Origin of the sequence: Streptomyces sp. WAC 04229 (assembly GCF_003947455.1) — a bacterium.
Lineage (GTDB): Bacteria > Actinomycetota > Actinomycetes > Streptomycetales > Streptomycetaceae > Streptomyces.
Genome location: NZ_QHJH01000185.1, coordinates 1 through 14,438, shown reverse-complemented (window position 1 = coordinate 14,438; position 14,438 = coordinate 1). Strand labels below are relative to the sequence as shown.

Here is a 14,438-nt window from a genome sequence, read left to right as displayed (position 1 = left end):
CCTCAGCCGCCTCCGCCCCCTCGGCCTCCCCGCTCTCCTCCTTCTTCACGCCGCGCAGCGCGTCCGCGCGGATCCAGCGGCGGTGGAGTTCGAGCAGTTCCTCGGGGGTCGCCCGGCACACGCGGGCGAGGCGTTCGACGGAGGCGAACTCGACCGGCACCACCTCTCCGCTGACGTACCGGTGCAGGGTCGAGCCGCTCATGTGCAGCCGCTTGCCCAGTGCCCCGTAGCTGAGCCCGGACCGCTCCTTCAACTCCCGCAGCAGTCCCGCGAAGTCGTCCCCCGCCACCGTTCCACCCTCTCTCGCATCCCCGTACCGCGTCCCAGAGGGACGTTGTTCCCGCAGGTCAGAGCGTTCCGGGCGTCCCACCGTCCCGTATGCTCCGCGGTCGCTGGCGGCCGGGACGGACCCGACCGCAAGCTGTGGTCATCCAAGCAGCCGCTCCCGGCGAACGGTCGAGCGGCTCACCTCAGTAAACAGATTCACAGGGGGCCTCCATGTCCGCACGCACCACTCGCACCCGCCTGTTCGCCGCTACCACGGTGGCACTGGCCGCGCTCTCCCTGACGGCCTGTGAGGGCGACGGCGTCGACTCGGGCGCCCCGGCCCCGGCCGCCAACACCTCCGTGGCCGGGAACACCAACCAGCCCTCCGCGAAGGGCGGGTCGGGCGACGCGAAGGAGGGGACCGGCCAGGCGCCGAACTCCGGGAACGGCGCCGGCGCCGGTTCTGCCGCGGGCTCGGGCGCCGAAGCCGGCGCGGGCACCGAAGCGGGCTCGGGCACCGGCGAAGACCAGTCCGACCCGGGCCTGCCCGGCAAGTGCTCCGCCTCCGACGTGCGGATCACCGCGGCGAACGCGCCCCGCCCGATCAACCACCTGCTGCTGACCGCGACCAACACCGGCTCGAAGACCTGCGCGCTGCCCGAGTACCCGGCGGCCCGGTTCGGCGAGGCCCAGTCGGTGCCGCCCGTCGCGGAGTCCAGCAAGCCGCAGTCGCTGACGACGCTGGCCCCCGGCGAGTCCGGCTACGCGGGTGTGCGGCTGTCGTCCGGCGACGGCAGCGGCGAGGGCGGCTACGACACGCAGACCCTCACCATCCCCTTCGAGGACGGCTCCATCGCCCGGGTCACGCTGCCCTCGGACGGCGTGTTCGTCGACAGCACCCTGACGGTCACGTACTGGCAGACCAGCGCCGCGAACGCGCTCGAGTACTGAAGGGGTACGCGCGCACGCACGCCGTGCGTGCGGGGCCGGCACCGGTCGGTCAGCGCAGTGTGCGAGCGGCCTCGGTCGCCCAGTAGGTCAGGATGTTGCGGGCGCCCGCCCGCTTGATCCCGGTGAGCGACTCCAGGATGGCCCGGTCGCGGTCGATCCAGCCCTTCTCGGCGGCGGCCTCGATCATCGAGTACTCGCCGGAGATCTGGTAGGCGGCGACGGGCACGTCCGAGACCTCGGCGACCTTGGCGAGGATGTCGAGGTAGGGACCGGCCGGCTTGACCATCACCATGTCGGCGCCCTCCTCGAGGTCCAGCGCCAGCTCGCGCATCGCGTCCCGCGCGCCCGCGGCATCCTGCTGGTAGGTCTTGCGGTCCCCCTGAAGCGAGGACCCGACGGCCTCGCGGAAGGGCCCGTAGAAGGCGGACGCGTACTTCACGGTGTAGGCGAGGATGGCGACGTCCTCCCGCCCGATCTGGTCCAGCGCGTCCCGGACGACGCCGATCTGGCCGTCCATCATCCCGCTGGGCCCGACCACATGGGCGCCCGCGTCGGCCTGGACCTGGGCCATCTCGGCGTACCGCTCCAGGGTGGCGTCGTTGTCGACCCGCCCCTCGGCGTCGAGCACACCGCAGTGCCCGTGGTCGGTGAACTCGTCCAGGCAGAGGTCGGACATGACGAGCAGGTCGTCGCCGACCTCGGCCCGCACGTCACGCAGCGCGACCTGGAGGATCCCGTCCGGGTCCGTCCCCGTCGTGCCGACGGCGTCCTTCTTCTCCTCCTCCGGCACGCCGAACAGCATGATCCCGGAGATCCCGGCCTCGACCGCTTCGGCGGCGGCCTTCTTGAGGGTGTCCCGGGTGTGCTGGACGACCCCGGGCATCGCGGCGATCGGCACCGGCTCCCGCACGCCCTCGCGCACGAAGGCGGGGAGGATGAAGTCTGCGGGGTGGAGCCGGGTCTCGGCGACCATCCGACGCATCACGGGGGTGGTCCGCAGCCGCCGGGGCCGGGTGCCGGGAAAGGATCCGTACGTCGTCATGGCTCCTACGCTACGCCCGCCCCACCCGTGCCTTTGCCGACGGGCAGTCGGACCGGGAGAACCCTCGACTCCTCGACCCCTTGACCTCAACCAGGCTTCAGTTTCTACGGTCGGCGCCATGGACTACTCGCACAGCGACGCCGACCTGATCCACCAGCCCATCGGCTACTGGAGCTGGGCCGCCTACAACGCGGTCGTCACCCGCACCCGCGCCGCCCTCGCCGAGATCGGCACGACCCAGCCCCAGTGGTGGGTCCTCGCCCAGGTCGCCGGCGCCGGCACCCCGAAGACCCGCGACGAGGTCTCCCGCCTCCTGCGGAACTACCTCGACGCGGGCCCGGAGGTGATGGAGTCGGAGATCGACGCGACCGTCACCCGGGGCTGGATCGCCCAGTCCCCCGACGGCCGGCTGACCCTCACCCCCGAGGGCGGCGCCTTCCACGCGAAGGCGGCCGCCCTCCAGCGCGACCTGTGGACGGAGCGCCACGCCGGGATCTCCGACGAGGAGTACCTGACCACCGTGAAGGTGCTCCAGCGCTTCATCCACAACACGGGCGGCAAGGCCTGGCACCACTAGGGTCTGTCCGATTCGTTCAAGAAAGGGCGCGGGGCGGCCCGCTACCGTCGCTGCCATGAACGACACCGGCAGGCAGTCGCGCCACGTCAGCGTCCACATCGACCGCACCGTCGACGAGGTCTACGCCTACGCCTCGGACCCGGCCAACCTGCCCGGCTGGGCGCACGGGCTGGGCGGATCCATGGAGCAGGTCGACGGCCGCTGGTTCGCCGTCTCCTCCCCCATGGGCCGGGTCGAGGTCGCCTTCGTCCCCCGCAACGGGCTGGGGGTGCTCGACCACCACGTCACGCTGCCGTCCGGGGAGACCGTCCACAACCCGGTCCGTGTGATCGCCGACGGCACCGGCAGCGAGGTGGTGTTCACCGTCCGCCGGCAGCCGGGGGCCGGCGACGCCGACTTCGAGCGCGACGCCTCCACGGTCGCCGCCGACCTGGCCCGTCTCAAGGGAGTACTGGAGGCCGTCTAAGGCGCGACCGGCGGCCACGGCACCTCGGCCAACAGCGGGAGCAGCACCTCCTCCTCGTAGTCGAGGTGGGCGTTCAGCTGTGCGGACATCTCCGCCAGCTCGCCCCGGAAGCGCCGTGGATCGGCGCCGGCGATGTCGGCCAGCAGGTCCGCCAGCTCGCCCTGCAAGCGGGCGACCGTGCGGTGCTCGTCGGCGAGGCGGTCGAAGACGTCGGCCAGGTGGGGGTGGTGCTGGGCGATCCCCGGGAAGAGGTGCCCGTCCTCGCTCACGTGGTGGAACTCCAGCGCCTGGCAGAACGCGAGGCACCGCTGCCTGATCTGGAGCCCGAGGCCGGGCGCACCGGCCGGCCCCGGGGACGCGAAGTGCGCCTCGGCCTCGGCCCGCACCTGCCGCAGCTGCCCCCGCAGCCAGGTGTGCACCTCAAGGAGCTTGTCGGCGAGGGTACGGACCTCTTCCGGCGCCTCCCACCCCTCGGGCTCGGCCCGCTCCAGCACGACCACCGGCAGCGGCCTCGCGGTCCGGGCCTGGTGGTCGCCGCAACCGGGCGCCGCCCGTACGACGTGCGCGAACAGTTCCTCGCGCCGGGCCCCCTCGGCGGGGACCGCGAGCGCTTCGAAGGAGCGGGAGCCGATCTCCACGCCGACGACGGGATGGGCGAGCAGGTTGTGGTACCAGCCGGGATGGCGGGGTGCACCGAGGTTGGAGGCGACGACCAGGAGGGCGCCGCCGTGGCGGACGTAGCCGAGCGTGGTGGTGCGCGGGCGCCCCGTCCGGGCGCCGGTGGTGGTGAGCAGGAGCAGGTTCCCGTCCTCGTGCGTGACGGGCTGCTGGAAAGACGTGGGCATACGGTTCTCGGGTCTCCGGGAAAGTGCGAGAGGGACGACGACGTGCTCAGGGGCTGCGTCGTGTCAGGGCGCGGAGTAGGAACGCATCACGGACCCTTTGGGTGAAGGGCGCTCGCCCGATCGCCGGTCGGCCCACTGCTCTTTGACCGGCGCCACGCGGCACCATCCTCATTACACGCACCCGCCCGCCGCCTGTCAACGCACGTCGGGGCGAGGCGGGTTGCGCTACCGCCCTGGGTATACCCCGCTCGTTCCAGGGGAAGTCAGTTCCTCGTTCGACGTGTTCACAGGCACTCCTTGACAGCATCGGCGCGTACCTCGGCAATCCGAGACGAGGTCCGAGACCAAGGGGGAAACGTGAGTCGACTCCCGCACCCGTTCCGCGGCCACGCTCCTCGCCGGCGGCACCGCACAGGCCGCCTCCGCACACACCGGCCAGTCCGACGTCTCCGTCCAGGCGGTCGGGCAGTCGTGGAACAACAACGAGTGCTACTTCGAGCTCCAGCGCAAGCGCGTCGGTTCGGGCGGATACGGCTGGACGGCCGTCTCCTACTCCTACTGGATCCAGAACTCCAAGAACTCCACCGGCTACCACTGGAACGGAACCGACGCGGGCTCCCGCGTCTGCCTGCGGAACTACCCCACCGGCGCGCAGGACTGCGGCGCCACCGCCTGGTAGGAACACCGGCCGCACCACCCCGGCCGAACGGTGAGGCGGGGCGCCTCCAGGAAGGCCCCGCCTCACCTCACTTGCTCGCGCGCCCGGCCGCGCTTCTAGGCAAGTGACGAGGTCGGCGGCCAGTCGACGCCCGCGCCCTGGAGGACGCGACTGTACTTCGCGTACCGACGCCTCGCGATGTACAGGCCGGCCGTCCACAGCCCGGCGAAGAACAGCCAGATCGCCGCACACACGAGAAGCGACGGGCCGCTGAAGCCGGTCTGCGAAAGTGGAATGAGCATGGCCCCCGCCTCGACCTCACCTCGGACACGTGGACGGCCTTCCTGCCGTACGTCGCCGGGGACTGACGGAACGAACACTGCGGGGCGCCCCCAGGGGACGCCCCGCCTCACCTCACGTAGAGGACCGCCGTCTGCGCGCCCCCGGCCGCCGTTCGCTCGGCCGGGTCACCGGGTCGCCGGCCTCCACGGCCGCCGTGCGGCGCCGGGTGCCGAAGTCGGCCAGGGCCTCCGCCAGCTTCAGCACCGACGGCTCCGGAGCCATGACGTCGACCCGCAGGCCGTGCTCCTCGGCCGTCTTGGCCGTCGCCGGGCCGATGCACGCGATCACCGTGACGTTGTGCGGCTTGCCCGCGATGCCGACCAGGTTGCGGACCGTGGACGACGACGTGAAGAGCACCGCGTCGAAGCCGCCGCCCTTGATCGCCTCCCGGGTGGTGGCCGGCGGCGGCGAGGCGCGCACCGTGCGGTAGGCCGTGACGTCGTCGACCTCCCAGCCCAGCTCGATCAGCCCGGCGACGAGGGTCTCGGTCGCGATGTCCGCCCGCGGCAGGAAGACACGGTCGATCGGGTCGAAGACCGGGTCATACGGCGGCCAGTCCTCCAGGAGACCGGCCGCCGACTGCTCGCCGCTCGGCACCAGGTCCGGCTTCACGCCGAAGGCGATCAGGGCGTTGGCCGTCTGCTCGCCCACCGCGGCGACCTTGATCCCGGCGAAGGCGCGGGCGTCGAGCCCGTACTCCTCGAACTTCTCCCGGACCGCCTTCACCGCGTTGACCGAGGTGAACGCGATCCACTCGTAGCGGCCCGTGACCAGGCCCTTGACCGCCCGCTCCATCTGCTGCGGGGTGCGCGGCGGCTCCACCGCGATGGTCGGGACCTCGTGCGGCACGGCGCCGTAGGACGTCAGCTGGTCGGAGAGCGACGCCGCCTGCTCCTTCGTCCGCGGCACGAGGACCTTCCAGCCGAACAGCGGCTTGGACTCGAACCACGACAACTGGTCGCGCCGGGCGGCGGCGGAACGCTCGCCGACCACGGCTATCACCGGGCGGCCACCGTCCGGGGACGGCAGCACCTTCGCCTGCTTCAGGGTCTGGGCCACTGTGCCGAGCGTCGCCGTCCAGGTGCGCTGCCGCGTCGTCGTGCCGGCGATCGTCACCGTCAGCGGCGTGTCCGGCTTGCGGCCCGCCGACACCAGCTCGCCGGCGGCCGCGGCCACCGAGTCCAGCGTCGTCGAGACCACGACCGTGCCGTCCGAGGCACCGACCTCGGTCCAGCAGCGGCCGGAGGCCGTACGGGCGTCCACGAACCGCACGTCGGCGCCCTCGGCGTCACGCAGCGGCACACCGGCGTACGCGGGCACGCCGACGGCGTTCGCGATACCGGGGACCACCTCGAAGGGCACCCCGGCCGCGGCGCACGCCAGCATCTCCTCGGCGGCGTACGCGTCGAGCCCGGGGTCCCCGGTCACCGCACGCACGACCCGCCTGCCGCCCCGCGCGGCCTCCATGACAAGATGTGCGGCATCCCGCACAGCGGGGACGCCCGAGGTCGTTGACGCGCCGTCAACTACCTTCAGTTGGGGCGCTCCTGTGCCCGGATCCGACGGGTCGGCATCCGTGTGCACTTCGGACACGCCCTGCCGCGCGTGCGTACGTACGACGTCGAGCACCTCGTGCTCGGCGACGAGGACGTCCGCGTGCGCCAGCGCCTCCACGGCGCGCAGAGTCAGCAGTCCCGGATCTCCGGGTCCGGCACCGAGGAAGGTGACGTGCCCGTGTTCCGGACCGGCGGGAAAGGCGGTGGGGCTCAATGTGCTCGCTCCCCCATCAGACCGGCCGCGCCCTGGGCGAGCATCTCGGTGGCGAGTTCGCGACCGAATGCCAGCGCCGCCTCGTGCGTCTCGGGCACGGGACCGGTGGTGGACAGCTGCACCAGCGTCGAGCCGTCGGTCGTGCCGACGACGCCGCGCAGGCGCATTTCCTTGACAGTCTGCCCGTCGGCCAGAAGGTCGGCCAAGGCGCCCACAGGGGCGCTGCAGCCGGCCTCCAGGGCGGCGAGCAGTGACCGCTCGGCCGTTACGGCGACCCGCGTGAACGGGTCGTCGAGTTCGCCGAGCGCGGCGATCAGCGAGGCGTTGTCCGCCGCGCACTCGATCGCCAGTGCCCCCTGGCCGGGGGCGGGCAGAACCGTGTCGACCGACAGGAAGTCGGTCACCTCGTCGCTGCGGCCCACCCGGTTCAGTCCGGCGGCGGCCAGCACGACGGCGTCCAGCTCCCCGCTGCGGACGTATCCGATGCGGGTGTCGACGTTGCCCCGGATCGGGACCGTCTCGATCTCCAACCCGTGGGTACGGGCGTACGCGTTGAGCTGTGCCATGCGGCGCGGCGCGCCGGTGCCTATGCGCGCCCCGCGCGGGAGGTCGGTCAGCTTGCGCGCGTCCCGGGCGACGACCACGTCCCGCGGGTCCTCGCGCTCCGGCACGGCGGCCACCACAAGGCCCTCGTGCTGCGCGGTGGGGAGGTCCTTGAGCGAGTGAACCGCGAAGTCCACCTCGCCCCGCAGCAGCGCTTCGCGCAGCGCGGCGACGAACACGCCCGTGCCGCCGATCTGCGCCAGCTGCTCTCGCGAGACGTCCCCGTACGTGGTGATCTCGACCAGCTCAACGGGCCGACCGGTCACCTGGCTCACGGCGTCCGCCACCTGCCCGGACTGGGCCATGGCGAGCTTGCTCCGCCTCGTCCCCAGCCTCAGTGCCTTCTCAGTCATGCCGGCCCTCGGTTCTTCTCAGTGCTGTTCTCGGCGCGGGAGACGGAGGCCACCGTCTCCTGGTCGAGGTCGAACAGGGTGCGCAGCGCGTCCGCGTACCCGGCGCCGCCGGGTTCGGCCGCGAGCTGCTTGACCCGTACCGTCGGCGCGTGCAGCAGCTTGTCGACCACACGCTTGACGGTCTGGGTGATCTCGGCGCGGTGCTTGCCGTCGAGGCCGGGCAGCCGCCCTTCGAGCCGGGCGATCTCACCGGCCACCACCTCGGCGGCCATGCTGCGCAGCGCGACCACGGTGGGCGTGATGTGCGCCGCGCGCTGGGCGGCGCCGAAGGCCGCGACCTCGTCGGCGACGATGCGGCGGACCATGTCGACGTCGGCGGCCATCGGCGCGTCGGCGGAGGCGTCGGCGAGGGACTCGATGTCGACCAGGCGCACCCCGGCCAGCCGGTGCACGGCGGCGTCGATGTCGCGCGGCATGGCGAGGTCGAGGAGGAAGAGCACGGGCTGCGGGCGCGGCACCTCGGCGACCGGCTCGGGCCGGCGGCGCTCGGGGATCCGGCCGACGCTCGCGGCGGTCGCGGCGAGCGCGCCGATCAGCTCGGCGTCCGCCTCGGGACCCGGCCGCCCGGTCTCGCGCGGCCGGTCCACCGCCGCGCCGCCCGCGGCCCAGGCCCCGTGCTGCTCCAGCGTCGCGGCGTCCATCCCGGCCACGGCGGCCTCGCCCATGACGGAGAAGCCGGTCGGCACGGTGGACAGGTCCAGCGGGCAGTTCTCGTCGGCGGCGGCACCCGGGGACGGCAGCGGCGCGGTGGCGGCCTCCGGCTCGTCCCGTACGCCGTCGGCCTCGGCGGCGGGGGCACCGGTACGGCCCTCCACCGTCGCGGCGACGGAGTCGGCGGTGAGGACGAGGCCGGTCGCGCCGGTGCAGGAGACGGCCACGTCGGCACGTGTCAGCTCGAACGGCACCGCGTCCATCGGTACCGCGCGGGCCAGCACGTCCGTGTCGTCGCCCTCGGAGAGGATCTGCGCGAGGCGCTCGGCGCGCTCGAAGGTGCGGTTGGCGACCACGATCTCGGCGACCCCGGCCCGGGCCAGCGTCGCGGCGGCCAGCGACGACATCGAGCCGGCGCCGATGACCAGGGCCTTCTTGCCCTGCGCCCAGGTCTGCGGGTCGGCCCCCGCGGCCAGCTGCTCCAGGCCGAAGGTGACCAGGGACTGCCCGGCGCGGTCGATGCCGGTCTCGGAGTGGGCGCGCTTGCCGACCCTGAGCGCCTGCTGGAACAGGTCGTTCAGGAGCCGGCCGGCGGTGTGCAGGTCCTGGGCGCGGGCCAGGGAGTCCTTTATCTGGCCGAGGATCTGCCCCTCGCCGACCACCATCGAGTCGAGCCCGCAGGCCACCGAGAACAGGTGGTGGACGGCGCGGTCCTCGTAGTGCACGTAGAGATGGGGAGTGAGCTCCTCCAGGCCGACCCCGCTGTGCTGGGCGAGCAGCGTGGACAGCTCGGCGACACCGGCGTGGAACTTGTCCACGTCGGCGTACAGCTCGATGCGGTTGCAGGTGGCCAGCACCGCGGCCTCGGTGGCCGGTTCCGCGGCGACCGTGTCCTGCAACAGCTTGAACTGCGCGTCTTCGCCGAGCGACGCCCGCTCCAGGACGCTGACGGGGGCGCTGCGGTGGCTCAGCCCGACGACGAGGAGGCTCATGCCGGCATCACGGCGGGTACGTCCCCGTCGGGTCCCTGCTCGGTGGGGCGTTGCTTGCGGGCGACGGAGGGCGGTGCGACGCCGTCGGCCGCGGCCTCCTCGCCGGCCTTGCGCTGCTCGTGGAAGGCGAGGATCTGCAGCTCGATGGAGAGGTCGACCTTGCGCACGTCGACGCCCTCGGGGACGTTCAGCACGGTCGGCGCGAAGTTCAGGATGGAGGTGACGCCGGCGGCCACGAGCCGGTCGCAGACCTGCTGGGCGGCGCCGGCGGGGGTCGCGATCACGCCGATCGAGACACCGTCGTCCTCGATGATCTTCTCCAGCTCGTCCGTGTGCTGCACCGGGATGCCGGCCACGGGCTTTCCGGCCATCCCCGGATCGGCGTCGATGAGCGCGGCGACCCGGAATCCGCGGGAGGCGAACCCGCCGTAGTTGGCGAGGGCGGCACCGAGGTTACCGATTCCGACGATCACAACCGGCCAGTCCTGGGTGAGGCCGAGTTCACGGGAGATCTGGTAGACGAGATACTCGACGTCGTACCCGACGCCCCGGGTCCCGTAGGAGCCGAGGTAGGAGAAGTCCTTGCGGAGCTTCGCGGAGTTGACCCCGGCCGCGGCCGCCAGCTCCTCGGAGGAGACCGTGGGCACCGAGCGCTCGGAGAGCGCGGTGAGGGCGCGGAGGTACAGCGGAAGCCTGGCGACGGTGGCCTCGGGAATCCCTCGGCTGCGGGTCGCCGGTCGGTGTGTTCGGCCAGTTGCCACGGTGCTCCTGCGGGTAGAGCGGGGCTGTAGGCGGTCATACGTCCCTACATGACCGCCCCGTCGAATGCAGGCTATGTCTTTGTGAACGCGTGCACAAAGATGGTGTCCGATTTGCCCGGCCAACGTGACCGGGGTCACGCGCCCCCGGCGCACGGGGCGGGAACCGGTGCACACGCACCCTCGTTCCTCACTCATCGGGGGCAAAGCCGTACACGCTCCTCACGATCAACGCCCCCGAGACCTGGTCACCATCGATCCTAAGCGACCATACGGACTACTTGGACTGGTCGGTCAGTGCCTTGCGCAGCCGTTCCTCGTTCACACGCCAGAAGGTGTGCTGCCTGCCGTCGACCAGGACGACCGGAATCTGCTCCCAGTACTGGTCGTGCAGTTGGCGGTCCTGGGTGATGTCCTTCCCCTCCCAGGGGACACCCAGGTCGGCACAGACCTTCTCCACGACGAGCTGTGCGTCATCACACAGGTGACAGCCGGGTTTGCGGATGAGGGTGACGAGATGGTTCTCGGAATGCTCAGGGGACTGGGCGGAGTGCGGGGCCCCCGGGGTCTGCGGGGCCTGCGCGGGCTTTCGGCGGAAGAGGGGGCTCATGCAGGCCATTCTCCCGCGCCCTTCGACGACCCCGTCGTCCAGAGTTCACAGCCTGCGAACCTCTCGGCTCCGAAGCCTCCGAACAAACTGGCTATGCTCACGGACATGGCCGCTCTCGGATGGCTCTCTCCCCGTAGGCGCTCCGCCACGGCGCGGAGCGTGTTGGCAGGCGAGGCCTCGGCGGAGGCAGCCCGCAAGTCCGCCGAGGCCGCACAGGAGACCGCGCCCGGCTCCGGCGGTGAACCGGAGTTCCCGGTCCACGGCGACGACCGCGCGGCGGCCTTCTTCGACCTCGACAACACCGTGATGCAGGGCGCCGCGATCTTCCACTTCGGCCGGGGCCTGTACAAGCGGAAGTTCTTCGAGACCCGCGACCTCGCCCGGTTCGCCTGGCAGCAGGCGTACTTCCGGCTGGCCGGGCTCGAGGACCCGGAGCACATGCAGGACGCCCGCGACTCCGCACTGTCCATCGTCAAGGGCCACCGCGTCTCCGAGCTGAAGTCGATCGGCGAGGAGATCTACGACGAGTACATGGCCGAGCGGATCTGGCCCGGCACCCGCGCCCTCGCCCAGGCCCACCTCGACGCCGGACAGAAGGTATGGCTGGTCACGGCGGCCCCGGTGGAGATCGCCCAGGTGATCGCCCGCCGCCTCGGCCTGACCGGCGCGCTCGGCACGGTGGCCGAGTCCATCGGCGGCGTCTACACCGGCAAGCTCGTCGGCGAGCCCCTGCACGGCCCGGCGAAGGCCGAGGCGGTACGGGCGCTGGCCACGGCGGAGCACCTGGACCTGTCCCGCTGCGCCGCCTACAGCGACTCGCACAACGACATCCCGATGCTGTCGCTGGTCGGACATCCGTACGCGATCAACCCCGACTCCAAGCTGCGCAAGCACGCCCGGGAGCTGGAGTGGCGCCTGCGCGACTACCGCACCGGCCGCAAGGCGGCGAAGGTCGGCATCCCCGCGGCCGCGGGCGTCGGCGCGGTGGCGGGCGGCACCGCGGCGGCCATCGCGCTGCACCGCCGCCGCCGCTGACCCAAGCAATGTGACGTACCCGCGGGACGCCCCCTCCAGTCCCGCTTTCTCACACTTCCTCACATCGACCACAACACGCTCTGTAGCAACAAGGAACCCGAACCGTTTCGGTCATTCGCTGATCACTTTGCGGCATCTGATCGAGCGTCAATCGGGCACAGAAGCGACGTAATCGATGATTTGAGCAACTGGGCGTAGCAGCGCCTGTACGAAGCGTTATTCTCCTCAGACGCATTCCGGTGCCCCACCTTCGCTACGACGGGTGACAGGTTCCGAACTGCACGTGATGGAAGCTCTGCCTCTGGGAGTCCCGTGTACCCACACGTCGGGGTTGACGCCTCGGGCCTGGCTACGCTGCGCGCAACGGTCAAATCAGCCCAAGACCTGTTGCGCGGCTTCGTCCCCACCGCGTATGCCGTCCCCGCCCTCGCCGCCGCCGCCGCGCCCGCCGGTCCGTGCTACGCACTGGCCGAAGGGAGCGCCGCCGTCGGCAGACGCGCGCGGTCGTCGTCGTCCGGGGCCGCCGCCACCCACCGCCGCCCCGCCGCGGACAGCGACAGCGCCCGCATGATGGACCTGGTCGAACGCGCCCAGGCCGGTGAGGCCGACGCCTTCGGCCGGCTCTACGACCAGTACAGCGACACCGTCTACCGCTACATCTACTACCGCGTGGGCGGCAAGGCGACCGCCGAGGACCTCACCAGTGAGACCTTTCTGCGGGCCCTGCGGCGCATCGGCACCTTCACCTGGCAGGGCCGTGACTTCGGCGCCTGGCTGGTGACCATCGCCCGCAACCTCGTCGCCGACCACTTCAAGTCCAGCCGCTTCCGGCTGGAGGTCACCACCGGCGAGATGCTCGACGCCAACGAGGTCGAGCGGTCCCCCGAGGACTCCGTCCTCGAGTCGCTCTCGAACGCCGCCCTGCTGGAGGCGGTACGCCGGCTCAACCCGCAGCAGCAGGAGTGCGTCACGCTGCGCTTCCTCCAGGGGCTCTCGGTCGCCGAGACCGCCCGTGTCATGGGCAAGAACGAGGGCGCCATCAAGACGCTCCAGTACCGCGCCGTGCGCACCCTCGCCCGGCTGCTCCCGGACGACGCCCGCTGACCCTCCGCGTTTTCCAAATCACCATCGGTGAAAGTCGGTTGGGACAGCGGTCCGATCATCCACCGTCCGTAACCCAAGTGCCGCGCCGCTCGTTGTGCGGGATGCAGGCTCCCTGTGGTCACTACCCGGCCGACTCCGATCACCCGATCGGATGGTTCCGATCGGGGCGTGCAACCCTCAGGACCCCCTGGGGAGTCGACCGTCATGACGAGAGCGAGAGGAGGTGCCGCCAGTGATCGCGAACGTATCGGCACACCGGCGGGCGAACGCCTTCGCCCAGGCTCTGGAGGAGCAGTCCGATCCCGGGGCGGCCGAGCAGCCCGAAGGAGCGGCGACCGCCGGGGCCACCGCGGATCCGACCGAGCAGGGTCATCTGGTGACCCTCGCGCAGGGTCTGGAGACACTGCCCCGGCCGCAGCTGGATCCCGAGGTCAAGGTCGTCCAGCGGGCCCAGCTGGTGGCCGCGTTCGAGGCCATGCTGCAGGAGGGCACCGCGGGCGATGGGGCGGGGGACACGTCGGTCCCGGAGCAACGCCGGGCGCGCGGCAGCCACCGTGCGGCCCCCCTGAGCAGGTTCCGGCCCCGGTCACGGCTGGCCAAGGGCCTCACCGCGGGCGGACTGAGCGTGAGCGTGGCCGCGGGAGCCTTCGGCGGAGTCGCCGCCGCCAGTTCGGACGCCCTGCCCGGCGACTCGCTGTACGGCCTCAAGCGCGGCATAGAGGACTTCCGCCTCGGCCTGGCCGACGGGAACGACGAGCGCGGCCGCGCCTACCTGGACCGGGCGTCGACCCGGCTCAGCGAGGCGCGACGACTGATGGAGCGCGGCCGCAGCGGCCCCCTCGACCACGAGTCGCTCAACGAGATCCGCCGCGCCCTCTCCGGCATGCAGCACGACGCCTCCGAGGGCCACCGCCTGCTCAGCGCGGCCTACGCCCACGACCCCGGCTCGCTGGACCCCATGCGGGCCCTCTCCTCCTTCTCCCTTTCCCACCGGGAGACCTGGGGAGCGCTGCGCGAGCGGCTGCCCGTGCAGCTGGGGGACGTCAGTGAGCAGGTGTCGTCGGTGTTCGACGCCATAGACGACGACGTGACCCCGCTGCAGTCCATGCTGCCCCGCCCGTCCTCCCAGGACGAGGACCGCGGCACCGGCGGCCGCCCGGGCGGCTCCGGCCCGGCGACCACGGACAAGCCCGGCACCGACCGCTCGCCGGCCCCCGGCACCGGCGACTCCGGCACGTCCGACCGCGGCCGCACCGACAGCCGCGGTCCCAGCGAGTCGTCCGACTCCGGCCGCGAGGACGACGGACTCCTCGGCGGCGGCACCGGCGGCCTGCTCGACCCGCCCAAGGAGGAC

At 72.0% G+C, this 14,438-nt stretch carries 15 protein-coding genes; 6 read left to right on the top strand and 9 right to left on the bottom strand.

The genetic code is table 11. From position 1 onward, the window contains the following. A partial coding sequence (locus DMH12_RS31340) for a helix-turn-helix transcriptional regulator (protein ID WP_148107561.1) occupies window positions 1-289 on the bottom strand: 289 nt, incomplete at its 3' end. A gap of 209 nt (window positions 290-498) precedes the next feature. Between DMH12_RS31340 and DMH12_RS39275 the strand changes: the two genes are divergently transcribed. Then, window positions 499-1,218 carry a DUF4232 domain-containing protein gene (locus DMH12_RS39275; protein ID WP_185832661.1) on the top strand — a complete coding sequence of 240 codons (720 nt, stop codon included), beginning with the start codon at window positions 499-501 and terminating at the stop codon, window positions 1,216-1,218. Window positions 1,219-1,267: 49 nt separating this feature from the next. On the opposite strand, the gene hemB is transcribed toward DMH12_RS39275, so the two are convergent. Further along, entirely contained in the window at window positions 1,268-2,260 is a 993-nt protein-coding gene (gene hemB / locus DMH12_RS31330) for a porphobilinogen synthase (protein WP_125494782.1), read from the bottom strand. Between the two features lie 118 nt (window positions 2,261-2,378). On the opposite strand from hemB, the gene DMH12_RS31325 reads away from it, so the two are divergent. Next, a complete protein-coding gene (locus tag DMH12_RS31325) occupies window positions 2,379-2,837 on the top strand; it encodes a MarR family winged helix-turn-helix transcriptional regulator (protein ID WP_125494781.1) in 459 nt (152 codons plus the stop codon). 55 nt (window positions 2,838-2,892) lie between these two features. Further along, entirely contained in the window at window positions 2,893-3,303 is a 411-nt protein-coding gene (locus tag DMH12_RS31320; RefSeq protein WP_125494780.1) for an SRPBCC family protein, read from the top strand. Here the strand turns inward: DMH12_RS31320 and DMH12_RS31315 are convergent. The 7 genes from DMH12_RS31315 to DMH12_RS31285 all read right to left on the bottom strand — a co-directional run bounded on the left by DMH12_RS31315 (window position 3,300) and on the right by DMH12_RS31285 (window position 10,945). Further along, the gene (locus DMH12_RS31315; RefSeq protein ID WP_125494779.1) at window positions 3,300-4,148 is read right to left on the bottom strand and encodes a nitroreductase/quinone reductase family protein; all 849 of its coding nucleotides are present in this window, start codon (window positions 4,146-4,148) and stop codon (window positions 3,300-3,302) included. The genes DMH12_RS31320 and DMH12_RS31315 overlap by 4 nt on opposite strands. A gap of 774 nt (window positions 4,149-4,922) precedes the next feature. After that, window positions 4,923-5,108: a hypothetical protein gene (locus DMH12_RS31310; protein WP_185832660.1), complete on the bottom strand. Its 186-nt coding sequence runs from the start codon at window positions 5,106-5,108 to the stop codon at window positions 4,923-4,925. 112 nt (window positions 5,109-5,220) lie between these two features. After that, window positions 5,221-6,918: a bifunctional uroporphyrinogen-III C-methyltransferase/uroporphyrinogen-III synthase gene (locus DMH12_RS31305; protein WP_125494778.1), complete on the bottom strand. Its 1,698-nt coding sequence runs from the start codon at window positions 6,916-6,918 to the stop codon at window positions 5,221-5,223. Then, window positions 6,915-7,874, bottom strand: coding sequence for a hydroxymethylbilane synthase (hemC, locus tag DMH12_RS31300; RefSeq protein WP_125494777.1), 960 nt, complete (start codon window positions 7,872-7,874; stop codon window positions 6,915-6,917). The genes DMH12_RS31305 and hemC overlap by 4 nt, the downstream gene beginning before the upstream one ends. After that, the gene (locus DMH12_RS31295; protein ID WP_125494776.1) at window positions 7,871-9,577 is read right to left on the bottom strand and encodes a glutamyl-tRNA reductase; all 1,707 of its coding nucleotides are present in this window, start codon (window positions 9,575-9,577) and stop codon (window positions 7,871-7,873) included. Before DMH12_RS31295 ends, hemC begins: the two co-directional genes overlap by 4 nt. Beyond that, complete coding sequence (locus DMH12_RS31290) at window positions 9,574-10,338, bottom strand: redox-sensing transcriptional repressor Rex (RefSeq protein ID WP_125494775.1); 765 nt, start codon at window positions 10,336-10,338, stop codon at window positions 9,574-9,576. Before DMH12_RS31290 ends, DMH12_RS31295 begins: the two co-directional genes overlap by 4 nt. A gap of 274 nt (window positions 10,339-10,612) precedes the next feature. Continuing rightward, the gene (locus tag DMH12_RS31285; protein WP_399189448.1) at window positions 10,613-10,945 is read right to left on the bottom strand and encodes a glutaredoxin family protein; all 333 of its coding nucleotides are present in this window, start codon (window positions 10,943-10,945) and stop codon (window positions 10,613-10,615) included. Between the two features lie 105 nt (window positions 10,946-11,050). Here DMH12_RS31285 and DMH12_RS31280 point away from each other — a divergent pair, with 105 nt between their 5' ends. The 3 genes from DMH12_RS31280 to DMH12_RS31270 all read left to right on the top strand — a co-directional run. Next, window positions 11,051-11,980: an HAD family phosphatase gene (locus tag DMH12_RS31280; protein WP_185832659.1), complete on the top strand. Its 930-nt coding sequence runs from the start codon at window positions 11,051-11,053 to the stop codon at window positions 11,978-11,980. A 312-nt stretch (window positions 11,981-12,292) separates the two neighbouring features. Beyond that, on the top strand, window positions 12,293-13,084 hold the full coding sequence (locus tag DMH12_RS31275; RefSeq protein ID WP_185832658.1) for an ECF subfamily RNA polymerase sigma factor, BldN family: 792 nt from the start codon (window positions 12,293-12,295) through the stop codon (window positions 13,082-13,084). Window positions 13,085-13,316: 232 nt separating this feature from the next. Then, a partial coding sequence (locus tag DMH12_RS31270) for a DUF5667 domain-containing protein (protein WP_185832657.1) occupies window positions 13,317-14,438 on the top strand: 1,122 nt, incomplete at its 3' end.

What these genes read in the sequence shown, in the direction of transcription:
- DMH12_RS31315 (WP_125494779.1), bottom strand. Translation starts at nt 4,148, where the DNA reads ATGCCCACGTCTTTCCAGCAGCCCGTCACGCACGAGGACGGGAACCTG.
- hemC (WP_125494777.1), bottom strand. Translation starts at nt 7,874, where the DNA reads ATGACTGAGAAGGCACTGAGGCTGGGGACGAGGCGGAGCAAGCTCGCC.
- DMH12_RS31285 (WP_399189448.1), bottom strand. Translation starts at nt 10,945, where the DNA reads ATGAGCCCCCTCTTCCGCCGAAAGCCCGCGCAGGCCCCGCAGACCCCG.
- hemB (WP_125494782.1), bottom strand. Translation starts at nt 2,260, where the DNA reads ATGACGACGTACGGATCCTTTCCCGGCACCCGGCCCCGGCGGCTGCGG.
- DMH12_RS39275 (WP_185832661.1), top strand. Translation starts at nt 499, where the DNA reads ATGTCCGCACGCACCACTCGCACCCGCCTGTTCGCCGCTACCACGGTG.
- DMH12_RS31325 (WP_125494781.1), top strand. Translation starts at nt 2,379, where the DNA reads ATGGACTACTCGCACAGCGACGCCGACCTGATCCACCAGCCCATCGGC.
- DMH12_RS31310 (WP_185832660.1), bottom strand. Translation starts at nt 5,108, where the DNA reads ATGCTCATTCCACTTTCGCAGACCGGCTTCAGCGGCCCGTCGCTTCTC.
- DMH12_RS31320 (WP_125494780.1), top strand. Translation starts at nt 2,893, where the DNA reads ATGAACGACACCGGCAGGCAGTCGCGCCACGTCAGCGTCCACATCGAC.
- DMH12_RS31280 (WP_185832659.1), top strand. Translation starts at nt 11,051, where the DNA reads ATGGCCGCTCTCGGATGGCTCTCTCCCCGTAGGCGCTCCGCCACGGCG.
- DMH12_RS31295 (WP_125494776.1), bottom strand. Translation starts at nt 9,577, where the DNA reads ATGAGCCTCCTCGTCGTCGGGCTGAGCCACCGCAGCGCCCCCGTCAGC.